27 protein-coding genes and 1 tRNA gene are annotated in these 22,452 nt (G+C 55.9%); 18 read left to right on the plus strand and 10 right to left on the minus strand.

Annotated elements, in window-relative coordinates; translation table 11 throughout:
- Positions 1-47 precede the first annotated feature (47 nt).
- From lptB to MKS11_RS00355, 6 genes are read right to left on the minus strand one after another with little or no spacing between them, the layout of a single operon-like run.
- The gene (lptB, locus tag MKS11_RS00330; protein WP_087770964.1) at positions 48-773 is read right to left on the minus strand and encodes an LPS export ABC transporter ATP-binding protein; all 726 of its coding nucleotides are present in this window, start codon (positions 771-773) and stop codon (positions 48-50) included.
- A 6-nt stretch (positions 774-779) separates the two neighbouring features.
- On the minus strand, positions 780-1,325 hold the full coding sequence (gene lptA / locus MKS11_RS00335; protein ID WP_002918415.1) for a lipopolysaccharide ABC transporter substrate-binding protein LptA: 546 nt from the start codon (positions 1,323-1,325) through the stop codon (positions 780-782).
- Positions 1,294-1,869 carry an LPS export ABC transporter periplasmic protein LptC gene (gene lptC, locus MKS11_RS00340; protein ID WP_004206202.1) on the minus strand — a complete coding sequence of 192 codons (576 nt, stop codon included), beginning with the start codon at positions 1,867-1,869 and terminating at the stop codon, positions 1,294-1,296. The genes lptA and lptC overlap by 32 nt, the downstream gene beginning before the upstream one ends.
- Positions 1,866-2,432 carry a 3-deoxy-manno-octulosonate-8-phosphatase KdsC gene (gene kdsC / locus MKS11_RS00345; RefSeq protein ID WP_023319211.1) on the minus strand — a complete coding sequence of 189 codons (567 nt, stop codon included), beginning with the start codon at positions 2,430-2,432 and terminating at the stop codon, positions 1,866-1,868. Before kdsC ends, lptC begins: the two co-directional genes overlap by 4 nt.
- Positions 2,433-2,446: 14 nt before the next feature.
- Positions 2,447-3,451 carry an arabinose-5-phosphate isomerase KdsD gene (gene kdsD / locus MKS11_RS00350; RefSeq protein WP_369707407.1) on the minus strand — a complete coding sequence of 335 codons (1,005 nt, stop codon included), beginning with the start codon at positions 3,449-3,451 and terminating at the stop codon, positions 2,447-2,449.
- A complete protein-coding gene (locus MKS11_RS00355; protein ID WP_004206198.1) occupies positions 3,448-4,425 on the minus strand; it encodes a calcium/sodium antiporter in 978 nt (325 codons plus the stop codon). Before MKS11_RS00355 ends, kdsD begins: the two co-directional genes overlap by 4 nt.
- A 209-nt stretch (positions 4,426-4,634) precedes the next feature.
- Between MKS11_RS00355 and mlaF the strand changes: the two genes are divergently transcribed.
- The 7 genes from mlaF to murA all read left to right on the plus strand — a co-directional run bounded on the left by mlaF (position 4,635) and on the right by murA (position 9,441).
- Positions 4,635-5,447, plus strand: coding sequence for a phospholipid ABC transporter ATP-binding protein MlaF (gene mlaF, locus MKS11_RS00360; protein ID WP_004206196.1), 813 nt, complete (start codon positions 4,635-4,637; stop codon positions 5,445-5,447).
- A gap of 7 nt (positions 5,448-5,454) precedes the next feature.
- The gene (gene mlaE / locus MKS11_RS00365) at positions 5,455-6,237 is read left to right on the plus strand and encodes a lipid asymmetry maintenance ABC transporter permease subunit MlaE (RefSeq protein ID WP_284109343.1); all 783 of its coding nucleotides are present in this window, start codon (positions 5,455-5,457) and stop codon (positions 6,235-6,237) included.
- Positions 6,238-6,241: 4 nt separating this feature from the next.
- Complete coding sequence (gene mlaD / locus MKS11_RS00370) at positions 6,242-6,793, plus strand: outer membrane lipid asymmetry maintenance protein MlaD (protein WP_004206195.1); 552 nt, start codon at positions 6,242-6,244, stop codon at positions 6,791-6,793.
- An 18-nt stretch (positions 6,794-6,811) separates the two neighbouring features.
- Positions 6,812-7,447 (plus strand): phospholipid-binding protein MlaC, encoded by a 636-nt coding sequence (gene mlaC / locus MKS11_RS00375; protein WP_087770963.1) that lies wholly within the window; start codon positions 6,812-6,814, stop codon positions 7,445-7,447.
- A complete protein-coding gene (mlaB, locus tag MKS11_RS00380; RefSeq protein WP_048325846.1) occupies positions 7,447-7,737 on the plus strand; it encodes a lipid asymmetry maintenance protein MlaB in 291 nt (96 codons plus the stop codon). The genes mlaC and mlaB overlap by 1 nt, the downstream gene beginning before the upstream one ends.
- Before the next feature lie 136 nt (positions 7,738-7,873).
- Positions 7,874-8,128: a BolA family iron metabolism protein IbaG gene (ibaG, locus tag MKS11_RS00385; protein ID WP_004144910.1), complete on the plus strand. Its 255-nt coding sequence runs from the start codon at positions 7,874-7,876 to the stop codon at positions 8,126-8,128.
- Between the two features lie 53 nt (positions 8,129-8,181).
- Positions 8,182-9,441, plus strand: coding sequence for a UDP-N-acetylglucosamine 1-carboxyvinyltransferase (gene murA, locus MKS11_RS00390; RefSeq protein ID WP_004206190.1), 1,260 nt, complete (start codon positions 8,182-8,184; stop codon positions 9,439-9,441).
- 54 nt (positions 9,442-9,495) lie between these two features.
- On the opposite strand, the gene sfsB is transcribed toward murA, so the two are convergent.
- Together sfsB and ispB are read right to left on the minus strand one after the other, a co-directional pair.
- The gene (gene sfsB / locus MKS11_RS00395) at positions 9,496-9,768 is read right to left on the minus strand and encodes a DNA-binding transcriptional regulator SfsB (protein WP_004206189.1); all 273 of its coding nucleotides are present in this window, start codon (positions 9,766-9,768) and stop codon (positions 9,496-9,498) included.
- 197 nt (positions 9,769-9,965) lie between these two features.
- Entirely contained in the window at positions 9,966-10,937 is a 972-nt protein-coding gene (gene ispB, locus MKS11_RS00400) for an octaprenyl diphosphate synthase (RefSeq protein ID WP_004206188.1), read from the minus strand.
- 260 nt (positions 10,938-11,197) lie between these two features.
- Between ispB and rplU the strand changes: the two genes are divergently transcribed.
- From rplU to cgtA, 4 genes are all read left to right on the plus strand, one after another.
- Entirely contained in the window at positions 11,198-11,509 is a 312-nt protein-coding gene (rplU, locus tag MKS11_RS00405) for a 50S ribosomal protein L21 (RefSeq protein ID WP_002918379.1), read from the plus strand.
- Between the two features lie 20 nt (positions 11,510-11,529).
- On the plus strand, positions 11,530-11,787 hold the full coding sequence (gene rpmA / locus MKS11_RS00410) for a 50S ribosomal protein L27 (protein WP_002434222.1): 258 nt from the start codon (positions 11,530-11,532) through the stop codon (positions 11,785-11,787).
- Positions 11,788-11,880: 93 nt separating this feature from the next.
- The gene (locus MKS11_RS00415; RefSeq protein WP_087770962.1) at positions 11,881-12,846 is read left to right on the plus strand and encodes a DMT family transporter; all 966 of its coding nucleotides are present in this window, start codon (positions 11,881-11,883) and stop codon (positions 12,844-12,846) included.
- Positions 12,847-12,861: 15 nt separating this feature from the next.
- Entirely contained in the window at positions 12,862-14,040 is a 1,179-nt protein-coding gene (cgtA, locus tag MKS11_RS00420; protein ID WP_004206186.1) for an Obg family GTPase CgtA, read from the plus strand.
- A 52-nt stretch (positions 14,041-14,092) separates the two neighbouring features.
- Here cgtA and dacB read toward each other — a convergent pair whose 3' ends face one another.
- Positions 14,093-15,526 (minus strand): serine-type D-Ala-D-Ala carboxypeptidase, encoded by a 1,434-nt coding sequence (gene dacB, locus MKS11_RS00425; RefSeq protein ID WP_004206185.1) that lies wholly within the window; start codon positions 15,524-15,526, stop codon positions 14,093-14,095.
- Positions 15,527-15,761: 235 nt separating this feature from the next.
- Between dacB and greA the strand changes: the two genes are divergently transcribed.
- The gene (greA, locus tag MKS11_RS00430; protein ID WP_002918375.1) at positions 15,762-16,238 is read left to right on the plus strand and encodes a transcription elongation factor GreA; all 477 of its coding nucleotides are present in this window, start codon (positions 15,762-15,764) and stop codon (positions 16,236-16,238) included.
- A 152-nt stretch (positions 16,239-16,390) separates the two neighbouring features.
- On the opposite strand, the gene yhbY is transcribed toward greA, so the two are convergent.
- Complete coding sequence (yhbY, locus tag MKS11_RS00435; RefSeq protein ID WP_002918374.1) at positions 16,391-16,684, minus strand: ribosome assembly RNA-binding protein YhbY; 294 nt, start codon at positions 16,682-16,684, stop codon at positions 16,391-16,393.
- A gap of 123 nt (positions 16,685-16,807) precedes the next feature.
- Here yhbY and rlmE point away from each other — a divergent pair, with 123 nt between their 5' ends.
- The 6 genes from rlmE to MKS11_RS00465 all read left to right on the plus strand — a co-directional run bounded on the left by rlmE (position 16,808) and on the right by MKS11_RS00465 (position 22,401).
- The gene (gene rlmE, locus MKS11_RS00440; protein WP_002918373.1) at positions 16,808-17,437 is read left to right on the plus strand and encodes a 23S rRNA (uridine(2552)-2'-O)-methyltransferase RlmE; all 630 of its coding nucleotides are present in this window, start codon (positions 16,808-16,810) and stop codon (positions 17,435-17,437) included.
- A gap of 99 nt (positions 17,438-17,536) precedes the next feature.
- Positions 17,537-19,471, plus strand: coding sequence for an ATP-dependent zinc metalloprotease FtsH (gene ftsH / locus MKS11_RS00445; RefSeq protein WP_004206183.1), 1,935 nt, complete (start codon positions 17,537-17,539; stop codon positions 19,469-19,471).
- A gap of 96 nt (positions 19,472-19,567) precedes the next feature.
- Positions 19,568-20,416, plus strand: coding sequence for a dihydropteroate synthase (folP, locus tag MKS11_RS00450; protein ID WP_004206182.1), 849 nt, complete (start codon positions 19,568-19,570; stop codon positions 20,414-20,416).
- Entirely contained in the window at positions 20,409-21,746 is a 1,338-nt protein-coding gene (gene glmM / locus MKS11_RS00455) for a phosphoglucosamine mutase (RefSeq protein WP_004206179.1), read from the plus strand. Before folP ends, glmM begins: the two co-directional genes overlap by 8 nt.
- 229 nt (positions 21,747-21,975) lie before the next feature.
- Entirely contained in the window at positions 21,976-22,305 is a 330-nt protein-coding gene (secG, locus tag MKS11_RS00460; RefSeq protein WP_002918369.1) for a preprotein translocase subunit SecG, read from the plus strand.
- Between the two features lie 9 nt (positions 22,306-22,314).
- Positions 22,315-22,401: transfer RNA gene (locus MKS11_RS00465), tRNA-Leu, on the plus strand.
- Positions 22,402-22,452: the final 51 nt, after the last annotated feature.

Raw genomic sequence — 22,452 nt, forward strand, 5'->3', positions numbered from 1 at the left:
GTTCAGGGTAAATATCTCCGGCTAAAACGTCTGTAACCTCTACCCTATCAGAGTCTGAAGTCTTCCCCAAGATACACGCGCTTAACCTGCTCATCTTCGAGGATCTGCTGCGGTGTACCATGAGCGATAAGGTGTCCCTGACTGACAATATACGCGCGTTCGCAGACCGCGAGAGTCTCTCTGACGTTATGGTCGGTAATCAGTACGCCGAGGCCGCTGTCGCGCAAATGCTCAATGATGCGTTTGATGTCGATAACCGAGATCGGATCCACGCCGGCAAAGGGTTCATCCAGAAGAATAAATTTCGGGTTGGCCGCCAGCGCGCGGGCGATTTCGACGCGGCGGCGTTCACCACCGGAGAGCGCCTGACCGAGGCTGTCGCGCAGGTGCTCAATATGAAACTCTTCCATCAGCTCTTTGGCGCGATCTTCCCGCTGCTCGCTGCTCAAATCGTCACGGATCTGCAGGACCGCCATCAGGTTGTCATAAACGCTCAGGCGACGGAAAATCGAGGCTTCCTGCGGCAGATAGCCGATCCCCCGGCGCGCGCGCGCGTGCAGCGGCAGCAGGCTGATGTCTTCGTCATCAATGATAATATTGCCCACGTCGCGCGGCACAATCCCGACCACCATGTAGAAGGTGGTGGTTTTACCGGCGCCGTTGGGGCCAAGCAAGCCGACAATCTCCCCCGAGTTAACGGTGAGACTGACATCTTCCACCACGCGGCGGCCTTTATACGCTTTAGCGAGATTCTTCGCAGTTAAGGTTGCCATAACGGATTAGTTACTCTTCTTTTGCTGGTTGCCGCTTTTGTCCTGCAGCTCGGACGGCACCAGAACGGTGGTGACGCGTCGACCTTTGTCGCTGAAGGCCTGCATTTTTTGCTCTTTCACCAGATAGGTGATCTTGTCGCCCTTGATGTTGCTGTCGAGCTGTTCAAGGTACGCGTTGCCGGTCAGCACGACGTAATCGTTCTGCAGCTCATAGCGCATTTTCGACGCCCGGCCTTTTACCGGTTTGCCGTTATCCTGCATCTGGTAGAAGGTGGCCGGGTTACCGAAACCTTCGATCACCTCTTTGCCTTTTTCATTGCCCGGACGGGTGACCACCACTTTATCAGCGTTAATTTTGATCGTCCCCTGAGTCACGACCACGTTACCGGTGAAGGTGACGACATTGCCCTGCATATCCAGCGACTGCTGATCGGATTCGATATGGATCGGCTGATCGGTATCGCCCGTCTTGGCGAGGGCCGGCAGGCTGGCGGCCAGTAACGCGCCGGCGAGCGCAATCTTAAGGCTGAGTTTGTTTGTTCTGAATTTCATAAGAGGTTCTCACCTTTTCAATCAGCTCGGCATTTTTGCTGCGAAGGTTTCCACGCATTTTCAGGCCGCTGGAATTAAATGTGGTGCCGTATAACGTCACCATGTCATCAGAGGTAACGTCCTGCGTTACCAGATTTATCTGGGCGTTATCCGTCGTAATTTTGCGCAGTTGAGAGTCAGGCGCGAGCGCATTCACCTCAACGTGCCCGTAAAGATAGAGCATCCGGTCATTTGTCAGCTTCGCTTTATCTGCTCTGACTGACCAGGTCGGCACCTTATTGGTATCAAAGGTGGTCATCACTGGTTTGGTAAACCAGGAGACCTCCTGATCGGAAAAATACTCCACATGCTCGGCAATCAGCCGATAGCTCAGGGCGCCTTCCGGACTGTACACCACGGTGTCAGTGTGTTCGCTTTTATACGTCGGGTCGTTGGGATTGACCTCCTGCTGGGCCGTGTCGTCCGTATTCGCCAAATTCAGGCCGATGAGGATCAGCGCGAGCAGCGACAGTAAAATGATAACCCAACGTCTGGTTTTACTCATATTGATTGCCCTTTGGCCTCATCCAGCTTGCCCTGCGCCAATAGTAACAAATCGCAGACTTCGCGTACCGCGCCGCGTCCGCCATTAATCCGGGTGATGTAATCGGCGCGCGGCAGCAGCAGCGGATGCGCATCCGCGACGGCGACGCTAAGCCCCACTTCGGCCATCACCGGCCAGTCAATCAGATCGTCGCCGATGTAGGCGACTTCCTCTGGCCGCACGCCCAGTTTGTCAGTGAGATCGCGGAACGCCAGCAGCTTGTCCGACTGCCCCTGATACAAATGCGTGATGCCCAGCGTCTGACAGCGATCTTCTACCAGTTTAGCTTTTCGTCCGGTAATAATCGCCACTTCAATGCCAGAGGTCAGCGCGCAGCGGATACCATAGCCATCGCGGACGTTGAACGCTTTCAGCTCCTCGCCGTGATTACCCATATAGATAAGCCCGTCGGATAATACACCGTCGACATCAAGGATCAGTAAACGGATCTTAGCCGCGCGATCGAGAAACGTCTGGCTTACCGGCCCATAGCAGGTCGCTAACTGAGCATCAGCATTATTCATTATTTTTTCCTTACTTACACTACGCCCGCGCGCAGGAGATCGTGCATATGTACCACACCCAGCAGATGGTCGCCATCGGCAACCAGCACGCAGGTGATATGACGGGATTGCATCAGGTTTAGCGCATCCACCGCCAGGGTGCCGGGACGGATACGGATCCCTCCCCGGGTCATGACGTCGGCAATGCTGGCATCGCGCATATCAATGCCGGTGTCGAAGACCCGCCGCAGGTCACCGTCGGTAAAGATACCGATGATGTTCATGTCGTCATCGCAGATAGCGGTCATACCTAAATTTTTACGGGTGATTTCCAGCAGCGCATCGCGCAGGGTGGCCTGCAGGCCGACGTGCGGGATCTCATCACCGGTATGCATAATATCATTGACGCGCAGCAACAGCTTACGACCGAGTGCGCCACCCGGATGCGAGAGGGCGAAATCCTCAGCGGTAAAGCCGCGGGCTTCCAGCAGGGCGACGGCGAGGGCATCGCCCATCACCAGCGCGGCGGTGGTGCTGGAGGTGGGCGCCAGCCCTAACGGACAGGCCTCCTTCGGCACTTTCACGCACAGATGGATATCCGCCGCGCGCGCCATGCTGCTTTCAGGCCGGCTGGTGATGCAGATAAGCTTCACCTGCTGACGTTTCAGTACCGGGATCAGCGCGAGGATTTCGTTCGATTCGCCGGAGTTCGACAACGCAATCACCACGTCCTGCGGCGTAACCATGCCCAAATCGCCGTGCGCGGCTTCGCCTGGGTGGACAAAAAATGCCGACGTGCCGGTACTGGCGAAGGTTGCCGCCATTTTGCGGCCGATATGGCCGGATTTGCCCATCCCCATCACCACGACCTTCCCGCCGCAGCGGAAAATCGTTTCGCAGGCGCGGGTGAAATCGTCATTTATATACTGATCGAGCTGGGCCAGACCTTCACGTTCAATTTCCAGCACCTGACGGCCTGCCTGTTGAAAGTCAAAATCCGTGGGCAAATCTATTTGCGACATGATGTTATCCCGAGTCATTCAACGAAGAGCGGCGCTGTCCAGAACAGCATCGCCAACCAAACCACAAAACCGCCGACCAGCAGCGCGCCAACCAGTCGTCCCGGCTGCTGCTGGCGGCGCCAGCACAGCACGGCGAAGATCAGGCTGACCAGCAACATCACGCCATAGTCGCGGGTAAAGGCTTCCGCCGCAAAGGCTCCCGGCGCGATCAGCGCCGGCAAACCCAGCACCAGCGCAATATTGAGGATATTTGCGCCGATGATATTGCCGATGGCAATGTCATCTTCCCCTTTGCGCGCCCCGGCGATGGCGGTGGCCAGCTCCGGCAGGCTGGTGCCTATCGCCACTACCGTCAGGCCGACGGTCAGTTCACTGATGGCAAAATAGTTTGCCAGCACCGTACTGTTATCTACCACCATGCGGGTGGCCATCGGCATGACGATCATCGCCACCCCTAACCACAGCAGAGCGACCGGCAGCGACCCTTCACGCGGCAGTTCGGCCAGCTGTTCGCGGGTCAGGCTATCGCTTCCCTGGCGTTCCGCCAGACGGGCGATTTTGATGGTGAACAGCAGCCATAGCAGCGCCAGCGCCAGTAAAAACAGGCCGTCGAGACGGGACAGTTGACCATCATAGAGCACCAGCCCTGCCAGTACGCTGACCAGCAACATTAGCGGTAATTCGCGGCGCAGAATATCAGAATGCACGGTAAATGGCCTGAGTAAGGCAGCCAGACCGAGGATCAGGAGAATATTAGTAATGTTGGAGCCGAGCGCGGTGCCCACCGCCAGATCGGTCTGTCCATGCAGCGAGGCCGCGGTGGAAACCATGATCTCTGGCAGGCAAGTGCCAATACTCACCACCGTCATACCGATGATCAGCGGCGGGATCCCCAACATGCGACAGAGGATGGAGGCGGCATAGACCAGACGATCGGCACTGTAGACAACCAGCAATAAACCAATAATTAACAGAGCCGTCGCTAAGAGCATCTAAAGTCCTTTCTTCAGGTATAATCGTCGCCTCGCTGGGTTATCCCTACGCAGCGTAACGAATTCTTAATTTTGACTTTATGCGTGCCAAAAGTAAAACAAATGCCAGCTTTCGCTAACCTGTGCAGGTAAGATTCTGTAAAAATGTTGTGATTGTGGCGTAAGAAAGGGCGATGCTTGCCCATCAGGTGCTTAGTAAGGATGATTTTATGAGCCAAACTCAGGCGAATTTAGTTGAAGTGCGCGGTATCCGCTTTTCTCGCGGCGATCGCGTGATCTTCGACGACATCTCGCTGTCGGTGCCGCGCGGTAAAATTACTGCGATTATGGGACCTTCGGGGATCGGCAAGACTACCCTGTTACGCCTGATCGGCGGACAGATCCCGCCGGACAGGGGAGAGATCCTGTTCGATGGCGAGAACGTGCCGCAGATGACCCGTTCGCGTCTGTACACGGTGCGTAAGCGGATGAGCATGCTGTTCCAGTCCGGGGCGCTGTTCACCGACCTCAATGTCTTTGACAACGTCGCCTACCCGCTGCGCGAACATACGCATCTGCCGCCTGCGCTGCTGCATACGACGGTGATGATGAAGCTGGAGGCGGTAGGGCTGCGCGGTGCGGCGAAGTTAATGCCCTCTGAGCTTTCCGGCGGCATGGCGCGCCGCGCCGCCCTGGCGAGGGCCATTGCCCTGGAGCCGGATCTCATTATGTTCGACGAACCGTTCGTCGGGCAGGATCCCATCACCATGGGCGTGCTGGTGAAGCTGATTTCTGAACTCAACAGCACGCTGGGTGTCACCTGCATCGTGGTTTCGCACGATGTGCCTGAGGTGCTGAGCATTGCGGACTATGCGTATATCGTGGCGGATAAAAAGATTGTCGCCCACGGCAGCGCCCAGTCGCTACGTGAGAATGCTGACCCTCGGGTTCGTCAGTTCATTGATGGTATTGCCGACGGCCCGGTGCCGTTCCGTTATCCGGCTGGCGACTATCACCATGATTTATTAGGCATAGGGAGTTGAGCGACTGATGTTGTTTAATGCGCTGGCCGCGCTAGGCCATCGCGGTATTAAAACCACCGCGACCTTTGGACGCGCCGGATTAATGCTGTTCAACGCCGTTGTCGGCAAACCAGAGTTTCGCAAGCACGCGCCGCTGCTGGTTCGTCAGCTCTACAACGTCGGTGTTCTGTCGATGCTGATTATCGTTGTATCGGGCCTGTTTATCGGTATGGTGCTCGGGCTGCAGGGGTATCTGGTCTTAACCACCTACAGCGCAGAGACCAGTCTTGGCATGCTGGTGGCGCTGTCGCTGCTGCGCGAGCTGGGGCCGGTGGTCGCCGCGCTGCTGTTTGCCGGTCGCGCCGGGTCGGCGCTGACCGCCGAGATTGGCCTGATGCGGGCCACGGAACAGCTCTCCAGTATGGAGATGATGGCGGTGGATCCGCTGCGCCGCGTCATTTCTCCCCGTTTCTGGGCCGGCGTCATTTCGCTGCCGCTGCTGACGATTATCTTCGTTGCGGTGGGGATCTGGGGTGGAGCGCTGGTGGGCGTGAGCTGGAAAGGCATTGATGGTGGTTTTTTCTGGACCGCGATGCAAAATGCCGTCGACTGGCGAATGGATCTGGTGAACTGCCTGATTAAGAGCCTGGTATTCGCCATTACGGTAACCTGGATTGCGTTATTCAATGGTTATGACGCTATCCCCACTTCCGCCGGGATTAGCCGGGCGACTACGCGCACCGTGGTGCATGCGTCGCTGGCGGTTCTGGGGCTGGATTTTGTGCTGACTGCGCTGATGTTTGGGAATTGAGTTCATGCAAACGAAAAAAAATGAAATCTGGGTAGGGGTGTTCTTACTGGTGGCGCTGCTGGCGGCGCTGTTTGTCTGCCTGAAGGCGGCGAACGTCACCTCGCTACGTACCGAGCCGACTTACCGTCTTTACGCGACCTTCGATAATATCGGCGGCCTGAAAGCACGCTCGCCGGTGCGCATCGGCGGTGTGGTTGTTGGCCGCGTGGCGGACATCACCCTCGACCCGAAAACCTATCTGCCGCGCGTGGAGCTCGATATTGATGAGCGCTACAACCATATCCCGGATACCAGTTCGCTGGCGATCCGCACCTCTGGCCTGCTGGGCGAGCAGTATCTGGCGCTGAACGTCGGTTTTGAAGACCCGGACCTCGGGACGACTATTCTTAAAGACGGCGGTACTATCCAGGACACCAAGTCCGCTATGGTGCTGGAAGATCTGATTGGTCAGTTCCTTTATAACAGTAAGGGCGGCGACAATCAGAATTCTGGCAATGATAAGGCCGAGGCAGAAGGTCATACTGACGCGACGCCGGCAGCCGGCACGACGCATTAATTTCAGGAGAAACACGATATGTTTAAACGCTTACTCATGGTCGCCATGCTGGTGATTGCCCCGCTGACCGCCGCCCAGGCGGCAGACCAGTCCAATCCGTATAAGCTGATGAATGAAGCGGCGCAGAAAACCTTCGATCGCCTGAAGAATGAACAGCCGAAGATCAAGGCCAACCCTAACTATCTGCGCGACATCGTCGACCAGGAGCTTCTGCCTTATGTGCAGGTGAAGTATGCCGGCGCGTTGGTGCTGGGCCGCTATTACAAAGAAGCTACCCCGGCGCAGCGTGACGCCTATTTTGCCGCCTTCCGTGAATACCTGAAGCAGGCCTATGGCCAGGCGTTGGCAATGTACCATGGTCAGACCTACCAGATTGCCCCGGAACAGCCGCTGGGCAGCGCGACCATCATTCCGATCCGCGTCACTATCATCGACCCGAACGGCCGTCCGCCGGTACGTCTCGACTTCCAGTGGCGTAAAAATACCCAGACCGGCAACTGGCAGGCCTACGATATGATTGCGGAAGGGGTCAGCATGATCACCACCAAACAAAACGAGTGGAGCGACCTGCTGCGTACCAAGGGCGTTGATGGCCTGACCGCGCAGCTCAAAGCGATCTCCGCTCAGCCGATCACCCTGGAACAGAAAAAATAATGAGCGGGCAGCTGAGCTGGACTCGTGATGGCGAGACGCTGGCGCTGCACGGAGAGCTGGACCAGGATCTGCTGGTCCCGCTCTGGGAGGCACGCGCCCAGGCGACAGCCGGGACAGCGATCATCGATCTCAGTCAGACCACGCGCGTGGACACGGCGGGCCTGGCGCTGTTAGTACATTTTGTGGCGCTGATTCGCCGCCAGGGCCGGGAAGCGCAGCTGATCGGCAAGAGCGAAAATCTGCAAACGCTGGTCGGTCTTTACAACCTGCCTGTCGATATGATCCCATAATCTTTTCAGTGTCTTAGCGCTGAAGCTATTCCGAAAGCCCCGGCAATCTTTTCGCCGGGGCTTTTTGCTTGTTTAAGACCGCGCCACTTTCCTCTAAGATGTTGGGCTGTTTTCACTATCAGATAAATTTGAGCCCATGGAAAATCATGAAATTCAGACCGTGCTGATGAACGCACTCCCCCTCCAGGAAGTCCACGTCTCTGGCGATGGCAGCCACTTTCAGGTTATTGCTGTGGGTGAGATGTTCGATGGCATGAGTCGGGTTAAAAAGCAGCAGAGCGTCTACGCGCCGCTGATGGAATATATTGCTGACAACCGCATCCATGCGCTGTCGATCAAGGCCTTTACTCCGCAGGAGTGGGCGCGAGACCGCAAACTAAATGGCTTCTAAGCTGTGGGGGATCCCCTGCAGCGTATGTGAATTTTTAATAGAGAACAGAATCAATGGATAAATTCCGTGTTCAGGGGCCGACTCGCCTTCAGGGCGAAGTCACCATCTCCGGTGCAAAAAACGCCGCCCTGCCAATCCTCTTTTCCGCGCTGCTTGCCGAAGAGCCGGTAGAGATCCAGAACGTACCTAAGCTCAAAGACATCGATACCACCATGAAGCTGCTGAGTCAGCTGGGCGCGAAGGTAGAGCGCAATGGTTCGGTGTGGATTGACGCCGGCCCGGTCGATGTATTCTGTGCTCCGTACGATCTGGTGAAAACCATGCGCGCCTCTATCTGGGCGCTGGGCCCGCTGGTGGCGCGTTTCGGTCAGGGACAAGTCTCTCTGCCTGGCGGCTGCGCCATCGGCGCGCGTCCAGTCGATCTGCATATTAGCGGCCTGGAACAGCTGGGCGCCGAGATCAAACTGGAAGAAGGTTATGTAAAAGCTTCGGTCAATGGTCGTCTGAAAGGCGCGCATATCGTGATGGATAAAGTGAGCGTCGGCGCCACCGTCACTATCATGAGCGCAGCGACCCTCGCCGAGGGTACGACGATTATCGAAAACGCCGCTCGCGAGCCGGAGATCGTCGATACCGCGAACTTCCTTAACGCGCTGGGCGCAAAAATCAGCGGCCAGGGTACCGATCGCATCACCATCGAAGGCGTGCAGCGTCTGGGCGGCGGCGTTTACCGTGTGCTGCCGGACCGTATTGAAACCGGGACCTTCCTGGTGGCCGCAGCCATTTCCGGCGGCAAGATCCTCTGCCGTAACGCGCAACCAGATACCCTCGATGCCGTACTGGCGAAGCTGCGCGACGCCGGAGCGGACATCGAAACGGGCGAAGACTGGATCAGCCTTGATATGCACGGCAACCGTCCGAAAGCGGTTAACGTGCGTACCGCGCCGCATCCGGGCTTCCCGACCGATATGCAGGCCCAGTTCACGCTGCTCAACCTGGTCGCGGAAGGGACCGGCGTGATCACCGAAACGATCTTTGAAAACCGCTTTATGCACATTCCGGAACTGATCCGTATGGGTGCTCACGCGGAGATCGAGAGCAATACCGCGATCTGTCATGGCGTGAAGCAGCTTTCGGGCGCGCAGGTGATGGCGACCGATTTGCGTGCTTCGGCGAGCCTCGTGCTGGCAGGTTGTATCGCTGAGGGAACCACCATCGTCGATCGCATCTATCATATCGATCGTGGCTATGAGCGTATCGAAGATAAACTGCAGGCGCTGGGTGCCAATATTCAGCGCGTGAAAGGCGAGTAATCGCGTCCTGACAGGGCCCGGGTGTCTCTCCCGGGTCCTTGTCGCATAATCCCATCACTTGTCCATCTTCTTCTGACGCATCATCTGCGTTCTGTCGATAAACTCATGCGTTACCGGATCATGGTAGCGTGACGGCCAGATGACCCATGGCTGTGTATCCAGCGCCGTGGCGATGATTAATTCGCCTTTCGGCCAGGGGCGGGTCAGGGCGTTCGCCAGCGTTGAAGAACTCAGACCGTGCCGTCGCGACTCTGCCGCCAGCGATGTTCCCCGTTTACGTAATCCAGCAACAATATCTGCGGGATGCCAGTCGATGAACTTATCCATAAATTCTCCTGGTGATAAAGATCCTGAACGGCCCATATGGGCGACGGAGACACTATACCCGCGCACCAGGTAAGGTTCTAACAAGTTCTGTTAAAGCGTCGGAATATTCAGAATGTATCAAGATATCCGGAAATTTACGGTAGGGAATGGGTTTTTACTGGAACTTTCCCGCGCATTGCGCGGGAAGGGAGAGGGGATTAATGATCGCGCTGAACCGCGATATGCGCCAGCCCGATCAAGGCTTCACGCCAGGGGGTGTCCGGGAGAATCTGCAGCGCGGCGATCGCTTTGTCAGCTTCTTCTTCAGCACGTTTCTGCGTCCACTCCAGCGAACCGCAGGCAGCCATCGTTTCCAGGACGGCATCCAGCAGATGGCGGCCGTTGCCCTGCTCGATAGCCCCGCGGATCATCGCCGATTGATCGGCGGTACCATGGTGCATGGCGTGTAGCAGCGGTAGCGTCGGTTTGCCTTCGTTGAGGTCGTCACCGACGTTTTTACCGAGCCGCTCTCCGTCGGAGCTGTAATCGAGTAAATCGTCGATCAGCTGGAAAGCGGTGCCGAGATAGCGGCCATAATCCTGCAACGCGCGCTCTTCTTCGGCAGTGCAGTCGGCCAATAGTCCCGCACACTGCGAGGCTGCCTCAAACAGACGCGCCGTCTTGCTGTAGATGACGCGCATGTAGTTCTCTTCCGTGATATCCGGGTCATTGACGTTCATCAGCTGCAGCACTTCGCCTTCGGCAATAACGTTCACCGCTTCCGACATGACCTCGAGGATCTTCAGCGAGCCCAGCTGGGTCATCATCTGAAAGGCGCGGGTATAGATAAAATCGCCGACCAGCACGCTGGCGGCATTGCCAAACGCCGCATTTGCCGTGGCTTTGCCGCGACGCATATCAGACTCATCGACGACGTCGTCATGCAGCAGGGTGGCGGTATGAATAAATTCAATCAGCGCAGCAATGGTGACATGCGCGCTCCCCTGATAACCCACCGCGCGCGCGGCGAGCACAGCAATCATCGGGCGAATGCGTTTGCCGCCGCCGCTGACGATGTAATAGCCTAACTGATTGATAAGCTGAACATCGGAGTTGAGTTGCTCAAGAATCGTCGCATTGACACCCGCCATATCTTGCGCGGTTAACTCATTGATTTTTTCTAAATTCATCGCAAAAGCCGGGCCAAATGTCCTGTTACCATGAATCCAGGTGGGATCACAGAAGGATTAAGACAGAATTAAAAGAAGATATGATTGTACTGAAAAATTGCCGTAGATAAACGTTGTCGTGAAAGTTGTGTTTTTTTTCTGCATTGATCGCTAATCGCTCTTGTCAAAGGCTCGCGTTTTGCGTAATATTCGCGCCCTATTGTGAATATTTATAGCGCACTCTGAATCACACGAAGAGGTGCGCGGAAGCGGAGTTTTATATGTACGCGGTTTTCCAAAGTGGTGGTAAACAACACCGAGTAAGCGAAGGTCAGACCGTTCGCCTGGAAAAGCTGGACATCGCAACTGGCGAAGCTGTTGAGTTCGCTGAAGTGCTGATGATCGCAAACGGTGAAGAAATCAAGATCGGCGTTCCTTTCGTTGAGGGCGGCGTAATCAAAGCTGAAGTTGTTGCTCACGGTCGTGGCGAGAAAGTTAAAATCGTTAAGTTTCGTCGTCGTAAACACTATCGTAAGCAGCAGGGCCATCGTCAGTGGTTCACTGATGTGAAAATCACTGGCATCAGCGCCTAAGACCTGAGGAGTAGATTTAAATGGCACATAAAAAGGCTGGCGGCTCGACTCGTAACGGTCGCGATTCAGAAGCTAAACGTCTGGGCGTAAAACGTTTCGGCGGTGAAGCAGTTCTGGCAGGTAGCATCATCGTTCGTCAACGTGGTACCAAATTCCACGCTGGCACCAACGTTGGTTGCGGCCGTGACCACACTCTGTTCGCTTTGACTGACGGTAAAGTCAAGTTCGAAGTTAAAGGCCCGAAAAACCGTAAATTCATCAGCATCGTTGCTGAATAAGTTTTTCGCGTCCCGGTAACGGATGAAAGCCCCGCAACACGTTGCGGGGCTTTTTACATTCGTCTACCGGAAAATTTTTGCAGGGAAACAGGCATGAAGCAGCAGGCTGGGATTGGCATTATTCTGGCGCTTACCACCGCGATGTGTTGGGGAGCGTTGCCGATTGCAATGAAGCAGGTTCTTGAGGTGATGGCGCCGCCAACGGTGGTGTTTTATCGCTTCCTGATGGCCAGTATTGGCCTTGGCGCGATTCTCGCGATCAAAGGCAAACTGCCGCCGCTGCGGATTTTTCGCAAGCCGCGCTGGCTGGTCTTATTAGCGATTGCCACCGGCGGTCTGTTCGGTAACTTCATTCTGTTCAGTTCTTCCCTGCAGTATCTCAGCCCCACGGCTTCTCAGGTCATCGGCCAGCTATCGCCGGTGGGCATGATGGTGGCTAGCGTCGTGATTCTGAAAGAGCGCATGCGCGGCACCCAGGTGGTGGGCGCGTTGATGCTGCTCAGCGGGCTGGTGATGTTCTTCAACACCAGCCTGATTGAAATCTTTACCCGCCTGACGGACTACACGTGGGGGGTAATTTTCGGCGTTGCTGCCGCCACGGTGTGGGTAAGCTACGGCGTCGCGCAAAAGGTGTTATTGCGCCGTCTGGCATCGCAGCAGATACTATTTTTGCTGTACACTTTATGTACGATTGCATTACTGCCGCTCGCTGAGCCTGGGGTGATATCCCGGTTAAGCAACTGGCAACTGGCATGCCTGATTTTTTGCGGGCTAAATACCCTGGTCGGCTACGGCGCGCTGGCGGAAGCCATGGCGCGCTGGCAGGCGGCGCAGGTCAGCGCGTTAATCACCTTGACGCCACTGTTTACGCTACTGTTTTCTGATTTATTATCAATGGCCTGGCCCGATGTTTTCGCCAGACCGATGTTAAACCTGATTGGTTATCTCGGTGCGTTTGTCGTGGTTGCGGGCGCGATGTATTCCGCCATCGGTCATCGTCTTTGGGGACGTTGGCGTAAGCGAGAGGCGGTAGTACCGCTGCCCCGCTCAGGCGAATGATTTACGGAGAGTAAAATGAAGTTTGTAGATGAAGCAACGATCCTGGTCGTAGCAGGTGACGGCGGCAATGGTTGCGTAAGCTTCCGCCGCGAGAAATATATTCCGAAAGGCGGCCCGGACGGCGGCGATGGCGGTGACGGCGGCGATGTCTGGCTGGAAGCGGACGAGAACCTGAATACCCTGATCGACTACCGTTTTGAAAAATCTTTCCGCGCCGAACGCGGGCAGAATGGCCAGAGCCGCGACTGTACCGGTAAGCGTGGTAAAGACGTGACGGTAAAAGTGCCGGTCGGGACCCGGGTTATCGACCAGGGCACCGGCGAGACCATGGGCGATATGACCAAACACGGTCAGCGTCTGATGGTGGCGAAGGGCGGCTGGCACGGTCTGGGCAACACCCGTTTTAAATCATCCGTTAACCGTACCCCGCGTCAGAAGACCATGGGTACGCCGGGTGATAAGCGCGACCTGCAGCTGGAGCTGATGCTGCTGGCGGACGTCGGAATGCTGGGGATGCCGAACGCCGGTAAATCCACCTTCATCCGTGCGGTCTCCGCCGCCAAGCCAAAAGTGGCTGACTATCCGTTTACCACCCTGGTACCAAGCCTGGGCGTGGTGCGTATGGACAACGAGAAGAGCTTTGTGGTCGCCGATATCCCGGGGCTGATTGAAGGCGCAGCGGAAGGCGCAGGCCTCGGTATCCGCTTCCTCAAGCACCTTGAGCGCTGCCGCGTATTGCTGCACTTGATCGACATCGAGCCTATCGACGGTTCCGATCCGGTTGAGAACGCGCGCATCATCATCGGCGAGCTGGAGAAATACAGCGAGAAGCTGGCCTCCAAACCGCGCTGGTTAGTCTTTAACAAGATTGACCTGATGGACAAAGCGGAAGCCGAAGCTAAAGCGAAGGCGATTGCTGAAGCGCTTGGTTGGGAAGAGAAATTCTACCTGATCTCCGCCGCCAGCCAGCAGGGCGTGAAAGATCTGTGCTGGGACGTGATGACCTTCATCATCGAAAACCCCATCGTGCAGGCGGAAGAAGAGCAGAAGCCGGAGAAAGTCGAGTTTATGTGGGACGACTATCACCGTCAGCAGCTTGAAGAGGCCGAAGCCGAAGTGGAAGATGACGAAGACTGGGATGACGACTGGGACGAAGACGACGAAGAAGGCGTCGAATTCATCTACAAACGCTAATCCTGACTTCTTTGGATCAAAAAGGGCCGCATCTGATGCGGCCCTTTTGTTTTTAGTTGTTCTGGTACAGATCCTTATAAAGCCGGCTTTCAAAGCGCACCAACGGTATGCGGCGATTACGCTGATCGGCTGGCTCCACCGCGTAGCCGGAGAGGTATTGCACGAAGGCCACCTTTTGCCCGCTGGCGGTAGTGATGAAGCCCGCAAGGTTATAAACCCCCTGCAGTGACCCAGTTTTCGCCGAGACTTTGCCATCGACGCCCGCCTGATGGAGGCCGGCGCGATACTGCAGCGAGCCGTCATGGCCCGCCAGCGGCAGCATAGAGATGAAGTTGAGCTCGGTGTCGTGCTGGGCGATATACTGCAACACCTGCATCATGGTCGCCGGCGCGATCAGGTTGTGGCGCGACAGGCCAGAGCCGTCGGCGATGATGGTGTTGCCAAGATCAACACCAGCCTGTTGACGCAGGATCTGACGTACGGCATCGGATCCTGCCCGCCAGGTCCCTGGTACGCCGAACCGGGCATGACCGATGGTACGAAAAACGGTATCCGCAATCATGTTGTCGGATTTCTTCAGCATGATCCGCAGCAGATCGTGCAGCGGCGCCGACTGGGTGGTGGCTAATACCGTACCGGGCTCATTGGCCAGTGTCTGACGCAGCAGCGTGCCGCTATAGGCGATCCCCGCCTGCTTCAGCTCCGCTTTAAGGATCGCCCCGGCATAGCTGGCACCATCCTGTATCGCAAAGGCCAGCGGCAGCGGTTCGCTACGCTGCGGCAGGCAGCCGGTGAGGGTATAGCGGTTGAGGTCGCCCGGCACCACGTCCAGTTCGCAATACTGGGCTTCCGATGAGCCGCGCGCCAGGGTGCGAACCTGACTGAACATGGTGACCGGATAATAGGAGGCGACGCGAATGAAGGCGAGATCGCCCGGCTTCTGCGCGCTATACAGCGAGACCGAGAAGCAGTTGCGGTCGACAATCGCCGCCGCAGGCGGAGCGCTGAAGCATTGCGTCATGTCGTTCCACGGCCACCCCGGCGCTTTATCATGGCTGGCGAAGACCGAGGTATCGATAAGCACATTGCCGTCGATACGCTGCACGCCAGCTTTTTTTAGCGTCGCCACCATGTTGCGAATATCCTGCCGCTTCAGCGTTGGGTCGCCGCCGAAGCGGGCGATCAGATCGCCTTTCAGCACGCCGCCGTCCAGTGAGCCTTTGGTTTCCAGCGTGGTGGTGAAGCGAAAATCGGGCCCCAGTTGCAGCAGCGCCGCCAGCGCGGTGATGACCTTTTGCGTACTGGCTGGAAGTGCCATTTGCTGGCTGTGATAGTCGATTTCCGGCGTCGACGCGCCGACCTTTTGCGCCATAAAGGCAAGGTTCGCACCGGCGGGAAGCTGGGTGATGTACTCGTCAATATTCGCCGCCTGAGCGCTAAGCGCTATACCGGCAGTCAATCCGATGATAAATCTGGGAAATCGCATAATCTCGCGCTAACAACCTGAAGCCAGGCCGTCATACTACGGTGCAACGCCCAGTAAAGTAAACGATGACCCATAATGAACTTCGGGTTAAAATACCTATCAAATGAAAAATTGCTGCTGACCTGGGGAGTGTTTCCCGGGTCGGTTTCTTTTTGCTCGTGTCCTGCCCGTGTACAGGACAGGTGGCGGAGCGGGGCTATCCGTTCCCTGAAGGAATGATAAAGAGGTATAACTAATGCAAGCGATTCCGATGACCTTACGTGGCGCTGAAAAACTGCGCGAAGAACTGGATTATCTGAAGTCTGTGCGTCGTCCTGAAATCATTGCCGCTATTGCTGAGGCCCGTGAACACGGCGATCTGAAAGAGAATGCCGAGTATCACGCCGCGCGTGAACAGCAGGGCTTCTGCGAAGGGCGTATCAAGGACATCGAAGCGAAACTGTCCAACGCGCAGGTTATCGATATCACCAAAATGCCGAACAATGGCCGGGTGATTTTTGGTTCAACCGTCAGTGTGCTGAACCTCGATACTGACGAGGAGCAGACCTACCGTATCGTGGGCGATGACGAAGCTGATTTTAAGCAGAATCTGATCTCCGTGAACTCGCCGATTGCCCGTGGTCTGATCGGTAAAGAGCAGGATGACGTCGTGACTATCCGCACACCAGGTGGGGAAGTGGAATACGAAATTACCAAGGTTGAATACCTGTAAGGCGTATTTCCCGCTACGATGTTTATAGATTGTAAAGAAAGGAAAAAGGCCGCATAGCGGCCTTTTATCAACGTCACGAGCATGGCATTTTGCTCGCCTGGCCACAGAAATCCCTCGTTTTACACAAAGTTGTGTCGGGATTGAGGATATTCTTAGCGTGGCAGCGAGATTTTACGCTCTGGCGTTGGGCGGTACAGAACCAGCGTTTTACCGATGACCTGTACGTTACAGGCGCCGGTTTCGCGCACGATGGCTTCCACGATCAAGGCTTTAGTTTCGCGATCTTCTGAGGCGATCTTCACCTTGATGAGTTCATGGTGCCCTAACGCTTGTTCGATCTCGGCCAGTACCCCTTCGGTCAAACCATTGTTGCCAAGCATAACTACCGGCTTGAGCGGATGTGCCAGACCTTTCAGGTGCTGTTTTTGTTTAGTACTCAGATTCATCGTATTTTTTTGCTTACGTTGGGATTGAAAACGGGTCATTCTACCGCCATCTCCCATATATCGCCAAACTACCGCGTCGATTTTTACGCAGTAAAGTACGATGAACCCGAACGGGAATGTTAAATGACAGGTAAAAAGCGTTCTGCCAGCTCAAGCCGCTGGCTTCAGGAACACTTTAGCGATAAATATGTTCAACAGGCACAGAAAAAGGGGTTACGTTCCCGTGCCTGGTTTAAACTTGATGAAATACAGCAAAGTGACAAAATTTTTAAGCCGGGGATGACGGTAGTCGACCTCGGTGCTGCTCCCGGTGGCTGGTCGCAGTATGCGGTCACGCAGATCGGCAACAGCGGCCGCATCATCGCTTGCGATCTTTTACCAATGGATCCAATTGTTGGTGTGGACTTCCTTCAGGGCGATTTTCGTGATGAATTAGTCCTGAAAGCGTTACTTGAGCGAGTGGGCGACAGTAAAGTACAAGTGGTCATGTCCGATATGGCGCCGAATATGTGCGGAACACCGGCGGTGGATATTCCCCGGGCTATGTATCTGGTAGAACTGGCGCTTGAAATGTCTCGTGATGTATTAGCGCCAGGTGGTAGTTTTGTAGTGAAGGTGTTCCAGGGCGAAGGCTTCGATGAGTATCTTCGAGAAATTCGCTCCCTGTTTACGAAGGTCAAAGTTCGTAAGCCGGACTCTTCCCGCGCTCGTTCGCGTGAAGTGTATATTGTAGCGACCGGGCGTAAACCATAACCGGCAGATTTCAAACGAAAGTTTGAAAGAAACTGGATATAGAGTATCCTGACGCTGTTTTTAACACAGTTGTAATAAGAGGTTAATCCCTTGAGTGACATGGCGAAAAACCTAATACTCTGGCTGGTCATTGCCGTTGTGCTGATGTCAGTATTCCAGAGCTTTGGGCCCAGCGAGTCGAATGGCCGCAAGGTGGATTATTCTACCTTCCTGCAAGAGGTCAATCAGGACCAGGTTCGCGAAGCGCGTATCAACGGACGTGAGATCAACGTTACCAAGAAAGATAGTAACCGTTACACGACTTACATTCCGGTTAACGATCCGAAGCTGCTCGATAACCTGTTGACTAAAAACGTCAAAGTGGTTGGTGAACCACCAGAAGAGCCAAGCCTGCTGGCTTCCATCTTCATCTCCTGGTTCCCTATGCTGCTGTTGATCGGCGTCTGGATCTTTTTTATGCGGCAAATGCAGGGCGGCGGCGGGAAGGGCGCGATGTCCTTCGGCAAAAGCAAAGCCCGTATGCTGACGGAAGATCAGATCAAAACCACTTTTGCTGACGTTGCAGGGTGTGACGAAGCGAAAGAGGAAGTCGGCGAACTGGTGGAATACCTGCGTGAGCCGAGCCGCTTCCAGAAACTGGGCGGTAAGATCCCGAAAGGCGTCCTGATGGTCGGTCCTCCGGGTACCGGTAAAACGTTGCTGGCGAAAGCGATCGCTGGCGAAGCAAAAGTGCCGTTCTTTACTATTTCCGGTTCTGACTTCGTAGAAATGTTCGTCGGTGTTGGTGCATCTCGTGTGCGTGACATGTTCGAACAGGCTAAGAAAGCAGCGCCTTGCATCATCTTCATCGATGAAATCGACGCCGTCGGCCGCCAGCGTGGCGCCGGTCTTGGCGGTGGCCACGATGAACGTGAGCAGACCCTGAACCAGATGCTGGTTGAGATGGACGGCTTTGAAGGTAACGAAGGCATTATCGTTATCGCGGCGACTAACCGTCCGGACGTTCTTGACCCCGCGCTGTTGCGTCCGGGCCGTTTTGACCGCCAGGTGGTGGTTGGCCTGCCGGATGTTCGCGGTCGTGAGCAGATCCTGAAAGTGCATATGCGTCGCGTTCCGCTGGCGCCGGATATCGATGCGGCAATCATTGCTCGCGGTACCCCTGGCTTCTCCGGTGCCGACCTGGCCAACCTGGTCAACGAAGCGGCCCTGTTTGCTGCCCGCGGCAACAAACGCGTCGTCTCGATGGTTGAGTTCGAAAAAGCGAAAGACAAAATCATGATGGGTGCGGAACGCCGCTCCATGGTGATGACGGAAGCGCAGAAAGAGTCTACCGCTTACCACGAAGCGGGCCACGCGATTATCGGTCGCCTGGTGCCGGAGCACGATCCGGTACACAAAGTGACGATTATCCCGCGCGGTCGTGCGCTGGGTGTGACCTTCTTCCTGCCGGAAGGCGATGCGATCAGCGCCAGCCGTCAGAAACTGGAAAGTCAGATCTCCACCTTGTACGGCGGTCGTCTGGCGGAAGAGATTATCTACGGTCCGGAACATGTTTCTACCGGCGCGTCCAACGACATTAAAGTGGCGACGAACCTGGCGCGTAACATGGTGACCCAGTGGGGCTTCTCCGACAAACTCGGTCCGCTGCTGTATGCGGAAGAAGAGGGTGAAGTGTTCCTCGGCCGCAGCGTCGCGAAAGCGAAGCATATGTCCGATGAAACCGCGCGTATCATCGACCAGGAAGTGAAATCGCTGATTGAGCGTAACTATGGTCGTGCTCGCCAGTTGCTGAACGACAACATGGATATTCTGCACGCGATGAAAGATGCGCTCATGAAGTATGAGACCATCGATGCGCCGCAGATTGACGACCTGATGGCTCGTCGCGATGTTCGTCCGCCAGCGGGTTGGGAAGAACCAGGTTCTTCTAACAACTCTGACAACAATGGCACGCCTCGTGCGCCGCGTCCGGTTGATGAACCGCGTACGCCGAACCCGGGCAATACCATGTCAGAGCAGCTGGGCGACAAATAAGCTGCCGCTGTTGATGTCTTGTTTTAACCTTAAAACCCCGGGGCGCCCGCTCCGGGGTTTTTCTTTTTTAACCTCTTCTGTCTCAGGGATTTTGTGATGAAACTTGTAGCCCAGGGCTCAACCCTCGATCTCTCTCACCCCCACGTGATGGGTATTCTTAATGTGACGCCTGACTCCTTCTCTGATGGCGGCGCCCATAATTCGCTGATTGAGGCGGTGAAGCATGCCAATCTGATGATCAACGCCGGGGCGACCATCATTGATATCGGCGGTGAATCGACGCGGCCAGGGGCTGCTGAGGTTAGCGTGGAAGAGGAGCTTGCGCGGGTGATCCCGGTGGTGGAGGCTATCGCCCAGCGCTTTGAGGTGTGGATCTCAGTGGACACCTCCAAAGCGGAGGTTATCCGCGAATCGGCCCGAGCGGGGGCGCATATCATTAACGATATTCGTTCGCTGACCGAACCCGGCGCGCTGCAGGCTGCGGCGGAAACCGGGTTGCCGGTGTGTCTGATGCATATGCAGGGACAGCCGAAAACCATGCAGGAGGCGCCGAAGTATGAGGATGTCTTCGCCGATGTAGAGCGCTTTTTTAATGAACACATCGTGCGCTGCGAACAGGCGGGGATCGCAAAAGAAAAATTGCTGCTCGACCCGGGATTCGGTTTCGGTAAAAATCTCACCCACAATTATCAGTTGCTGGCCAGGCTGGGAGAGTTTCATCACTTTGGTCTGCCGCTGCTGGTCGGTATGTCGCGTAAGTCGATGGTAGGTCAGTTGCTGAACGTTGGGCCGTCGGAACGGCTGAACGGCAGCCTGGCGTGTGCCGTCATAGCAGCAATGCAGGGCGCGCAGATTATCCGCGTCCATGATGTCAAAGAAACGGTAGAAGCGCTGCGCGTGGTGGAAGCCACCCTCGCCGCTAAGGGAAAAAAACGTTATGAGTAACCGCAAGTATTTTGGCACCGATGGTATTCGTGGCCGCGTCGGCGATGCGCCGATCACTCCGGAATTTGTGCTTAAGCTCGGCTGGGCGGCGGGTAAAGTGTTAGCGCGCCACGGCTCGCGTAAAATTATCATCGGCAAGGATACCCGTATTTCGGGCTATATGCTGGAATCGGCGCTGGAAGCCGGGCTGGCGGCAGCGGGACTCTCTGCATCGTTCACCGGGCCAATGCCGACGCCGGCGATTGCCTACCTGACGCGCGCCTTTCGCGCCGAGGCGGGGATCGTCATCTCCGCTTCACATAACCCTTTCTACGACAACGGCATCAAGTTCTTCTCCATTGAGGGCACCAAGCTGCCTGATGATGTGGAAGAGGCGATTGAAGCCGAAATGGAGAAAGAACTCACCTGTGTGGATTCGGCTGAGCTGGGTAAAGCCAGCCGTATCGTCGATGCCGCGGGGCGCTACATTGAGTTTTGTAAAGGCACCTTTCCCAATGAACTGAGCCTCTCCACGCTGAAAGTGGTGGTGGACTGTGCGCATGGCGCAACCTACCACATCGCTCCTAATGTATTCCGCGAGCTGGGCGCCCAGGTTATCGCGATGGGCTGCGAGCCTGACGGCCTCAACATCAACGAAGAGGTCGGGGCTACCGACGTGCGGGCGCTGCAGGCGCGCGTGCTGGCGGAAAAAGCCGATCTGGGCATTGCCTACGACGGCGATGGCGATCGGGTGATCATGGTTGACCATGAAGGCAATAAAGTCGATGGTGACCAAATCCTCTACATCATCGCCCGGGAAGGGCTGCGTCAGGGACAGCTGCGCGGCGGCGCCGTCGGTACGCTGATGAGCAATATGGGCCTGGAGCTGGCGCTCAAGCAGCTAGGCATCCCGTTTGCCCGTGCGAAGGTGGGCGACCGCTATGTGCTGGAGATGCTTCAGGAAAAAGGCTGGCGCATCGGTGCGGAAAACTCCGGCCATGTGATCCTGCTGGATAAAACCACCACCGGCGATGGCATCGTCGCCAGTCTGCAGGTGGTCGCGGCGATGGTACGCAACCACATGAGCCTGCATGACCTGTGCAGCGGCATGAAGATGTTCCCTCAGCTGCTGGTGAATGTGCGCTTTACCGAGGGCAGCGGCAACCCTCTGGAGAATGAGCATGTCAAAGCGGTGACCGCAGAAGTGGAAGCGGCATTAGGTAAGCGCGGCCGCGTCCTGCTGCGTAAATCGGGTACGGAGCCGCTGATCCGCGTCATGGTGGAAGGCGAGCATGAAGATCAGGTGCACGAGTTTGCGCATCGCATCGCCGAAGCGGTAAAAAGCGTCTAAGCTTGCTGGCTAAGTGGTTAAAAAGGCGGCGCTTGCCGCCTTTTTTATGATCGAATACCGGCTTTTTGCTGTTTTTTTCTGCAGTTGATACAATGTGTCGAAATTGCCCTTGCGAAGGTCATTCGCTTTGGTTAGTATTCACACCCGCTTCAGTGGGAAACGTTAAAACGCCCCGCTTTATTGGTCGAAGCACTTGGTATGCGGCGAATCCGCAAGGAACAGGTTGATTATGTACGAAGCTCTTTTGGTTGTTTTCCTTATTGTAGCGATTGGCCTCGTAGGTCTGGTTATGCTGCAGCAAGGTAAAGGCGCTGATATGGGAGCCTCCTTCGGTGCAGGCGCTTCCGGCACACTGTTTGGGTCCAGCGGTTCTGGTAACTTCATGACCCGTATGACCGGCATCCTGGCTGCGCTGTTCTTCATCATCAGTCTGGCGCTGGGTAACATCAACAGCAACAAGACCAGTAAAGGAAGTGAGTGGGATAACCTGAGCGCGCCGAAAACAGAGCAAACTCAGCCAACTGCGCCGGCTCAGCCGACCAGCGATATCCCGCACTAAGTATTCTGTACCGAGGTGGTGGAATTGGTAGACACGCTACCTTGAGGTGGTAGTGCCCTAACGGGCTTGTGGGTTCGAGTCCCATCCTCGGTACCAATATTCCAGAAAAAAGACGCTGAAAAGCGTCTTTTTTTGTTTTTATCCCCA

Source organism: Klebsiella sp. K5-45, assembly GCF_030128605.1.
In the GTDB taxonomy this organism is placed as follows: domain Bacteria; phylum Pseudomonadota; class Gammaproteobacteria; order Enterobacterales; family Enterobacteriaceae; genus Klebsiella; species Klebsiella quasipneumoniae.

Excerpts from the sequence above, each read along its gene's own strand:
- mlaF (WP_004206196.1), top strand. The coding sequence starts at position 4,635 with ATGAGCCAAACTCAGGCGAATTTAGTTGAAGTGCGCGGTATCCGCTTT.
- folP (WP_004206182.1), top strand. The coding sequence starts at position 19,568 with ATGAAACTTGTAGCCCAGGGCTCAACCCTCGATCTCTCTCACCCCCAC.
- glmM (WP_004206179.1), top strand. The coding sequence starts at position 20,409 with ATGAGTAACCGCAAGTATTTTGGCACCGATGGTATTCGTGGCCGCGTC.
- mlaC (WP_087770963.1), top strand. The coding sequence starts at position 6,812 with ATGTTTAAACGCTTACTCATGGTCGCCATGCTGGTGATTGCCCCGCTG.
- kdsD (WP_369707407.1), bottom strand. The coding sequence starts at position 3,451 with ATGACTCGGGATAACATCATGTCGCAAATAGATTTGCCCACGGATTTT.
- ibaG (WP_004144910.1), top strand. The coding sequence starts at position 7,874 with ATGGAAAATCATGAAATTCAGACCGTGCTGATGAACGCACTCCCCCTC.
- secG (WP_002918369.1), top strand. The coding sequence starts at position 21,976 with ATGTACGAAGCTCTTTTGGTTGTTTTCCTTATTGTAGCGATTGGCCTC.
- MKS11_RS00415 (WP_087770962.1), top strand. The coding sequence starts at position 11,881 with ATGAAGCAGCAGGCTGGGATTGGCATTATTCTGGCGCTTACCACCGCG.
- mlaE (WP_284109343.1), top strand. The coding sequence starts at position 5,455 with ATGTTGTTTAATGCGCTGGCCGCGCTAGGCCATCGCGGTATTAAAACC.
- lptA (WP_002918415.1), bottom strand. The coding sequence starts at position 1,325 with ATGAAATTCAGAACAAACAAACTCAGCCTTAAGATTGCGCTCGCCGGC.
- mlaB (WP_048325846.1), top strand. The coding sequence starts at position 7,447 with ATGAGCGGGCAGCTGAGCTGGACTCGTGATGGCGAGACGCTGGCGCTG.
- kdsC (WP_023319211.1), bottom strand. The coding sequence starts at position 2,432 with ATGAATAATGCTGATGCTCAGTTAGCGACCTGCTATGGGCCGGTAAGC.
- sfsB (WP_004206189.1), bottom strand. The coding sequence starts at position 9,768 with ATGGATAAGTTCATCGACTGGCATCCCGCAGATATTGTTGCTGGATTA.
- MKS11_RS00355 (WP_004206198.1), bottom strand. The coding sequence starts at position 4,425 with ATGCTCTTAGCGACGGCTCTGTTAATTATTGGTTTATTGCTGGTTGTC.
- murA (WP_004206190.1), top strand. The coding sequence starts at position 8,182 with ATGGATAAATTCCGTGTTCAGGGGCCGACTCGCCTTCAGGGCGAAGTC.
- lptB (WP_087770964.1), bottom strand. The coding sequence starts at position 773 with ATGGCAACCTTAACTGCGAAGAATCTCGCTAAAGCGTATAAAGGCCGC.
- cgtA (WP_004206186.1), top strand. The coding sequence starts at position 12,862 with ATGAAGTTTGTAGATGAAGCAACGATCCTGGTCGTAGCAGGTGACGGC.
- yhbY (WP_002918374.1), bottom strand. The coding sequence starts at position 16,684 with ATGAATCTGAGTACTAAACAAAAACAGCACCTGAAAGGTCTGGCACAT.
- dacB (WP_004206185.1), bottom strand. The coding sequence starts at position 15,526 with ATGCGATTTCCCAGATTTATCATCGGATTGACTGCCGGTATAGCGCTT.
- rlmE (WP_002918373.1), top strand. The coding sequence starts at position 16,808 with ATGACAGGTAAAAAGCGTTCTGCCAGCTCAAGCCGCTGGCTTCAGGAA.
- rpmA (WP_002434222.1), top strand. The coding sequence starts at position 11,530 with ATGGCACATAAAAAGGCTGGCGGCTCGACTCGTAACGGTCGCGATTCA.
- ftsH (WP_004206183.1), top strand. The coding sequence starts at position 17,537 with ATGGCGAAAAACCTAATACTCTGGCTGGTCATTGCCGTTGTGCTGATG.
- lptC (WP_004206202.1), bottom strand. The coding sequence starts at position 1,869 with ATGAGTAAAACCAGACGTTGGGTTATCATTTTACTGTCGCTGCTCGCG.
- rplU (WP_002918379.1), top strand. The coding sequence starts at position 11,198 with ATGTACGCGGTTTTCCAAAGTGGTGGTAAACAACACCGAGTAAGCGAA.
- greA (WP_002918375.1), top strand. The coding sequence starts at position 15,762 with ATGCAAGCGATTCCGATGACCTTACGTGGCGCTGAAAAACTGCGCGAA.
- mlaD (WP_004206195.1), top strand. The coding sequence starts at position 6,242 with ATGCAAACGAAAAAAAATGAAATCTGGGTAGGGGTGTTCTTACTGGTG.
- ispB (WP_004206188.1), bottom strand. The coding sequence starts at position 10,937 with ATGAATTTAGAAAAAATCAATGAGTTAACCGCGCAAGATATGGCGGGT.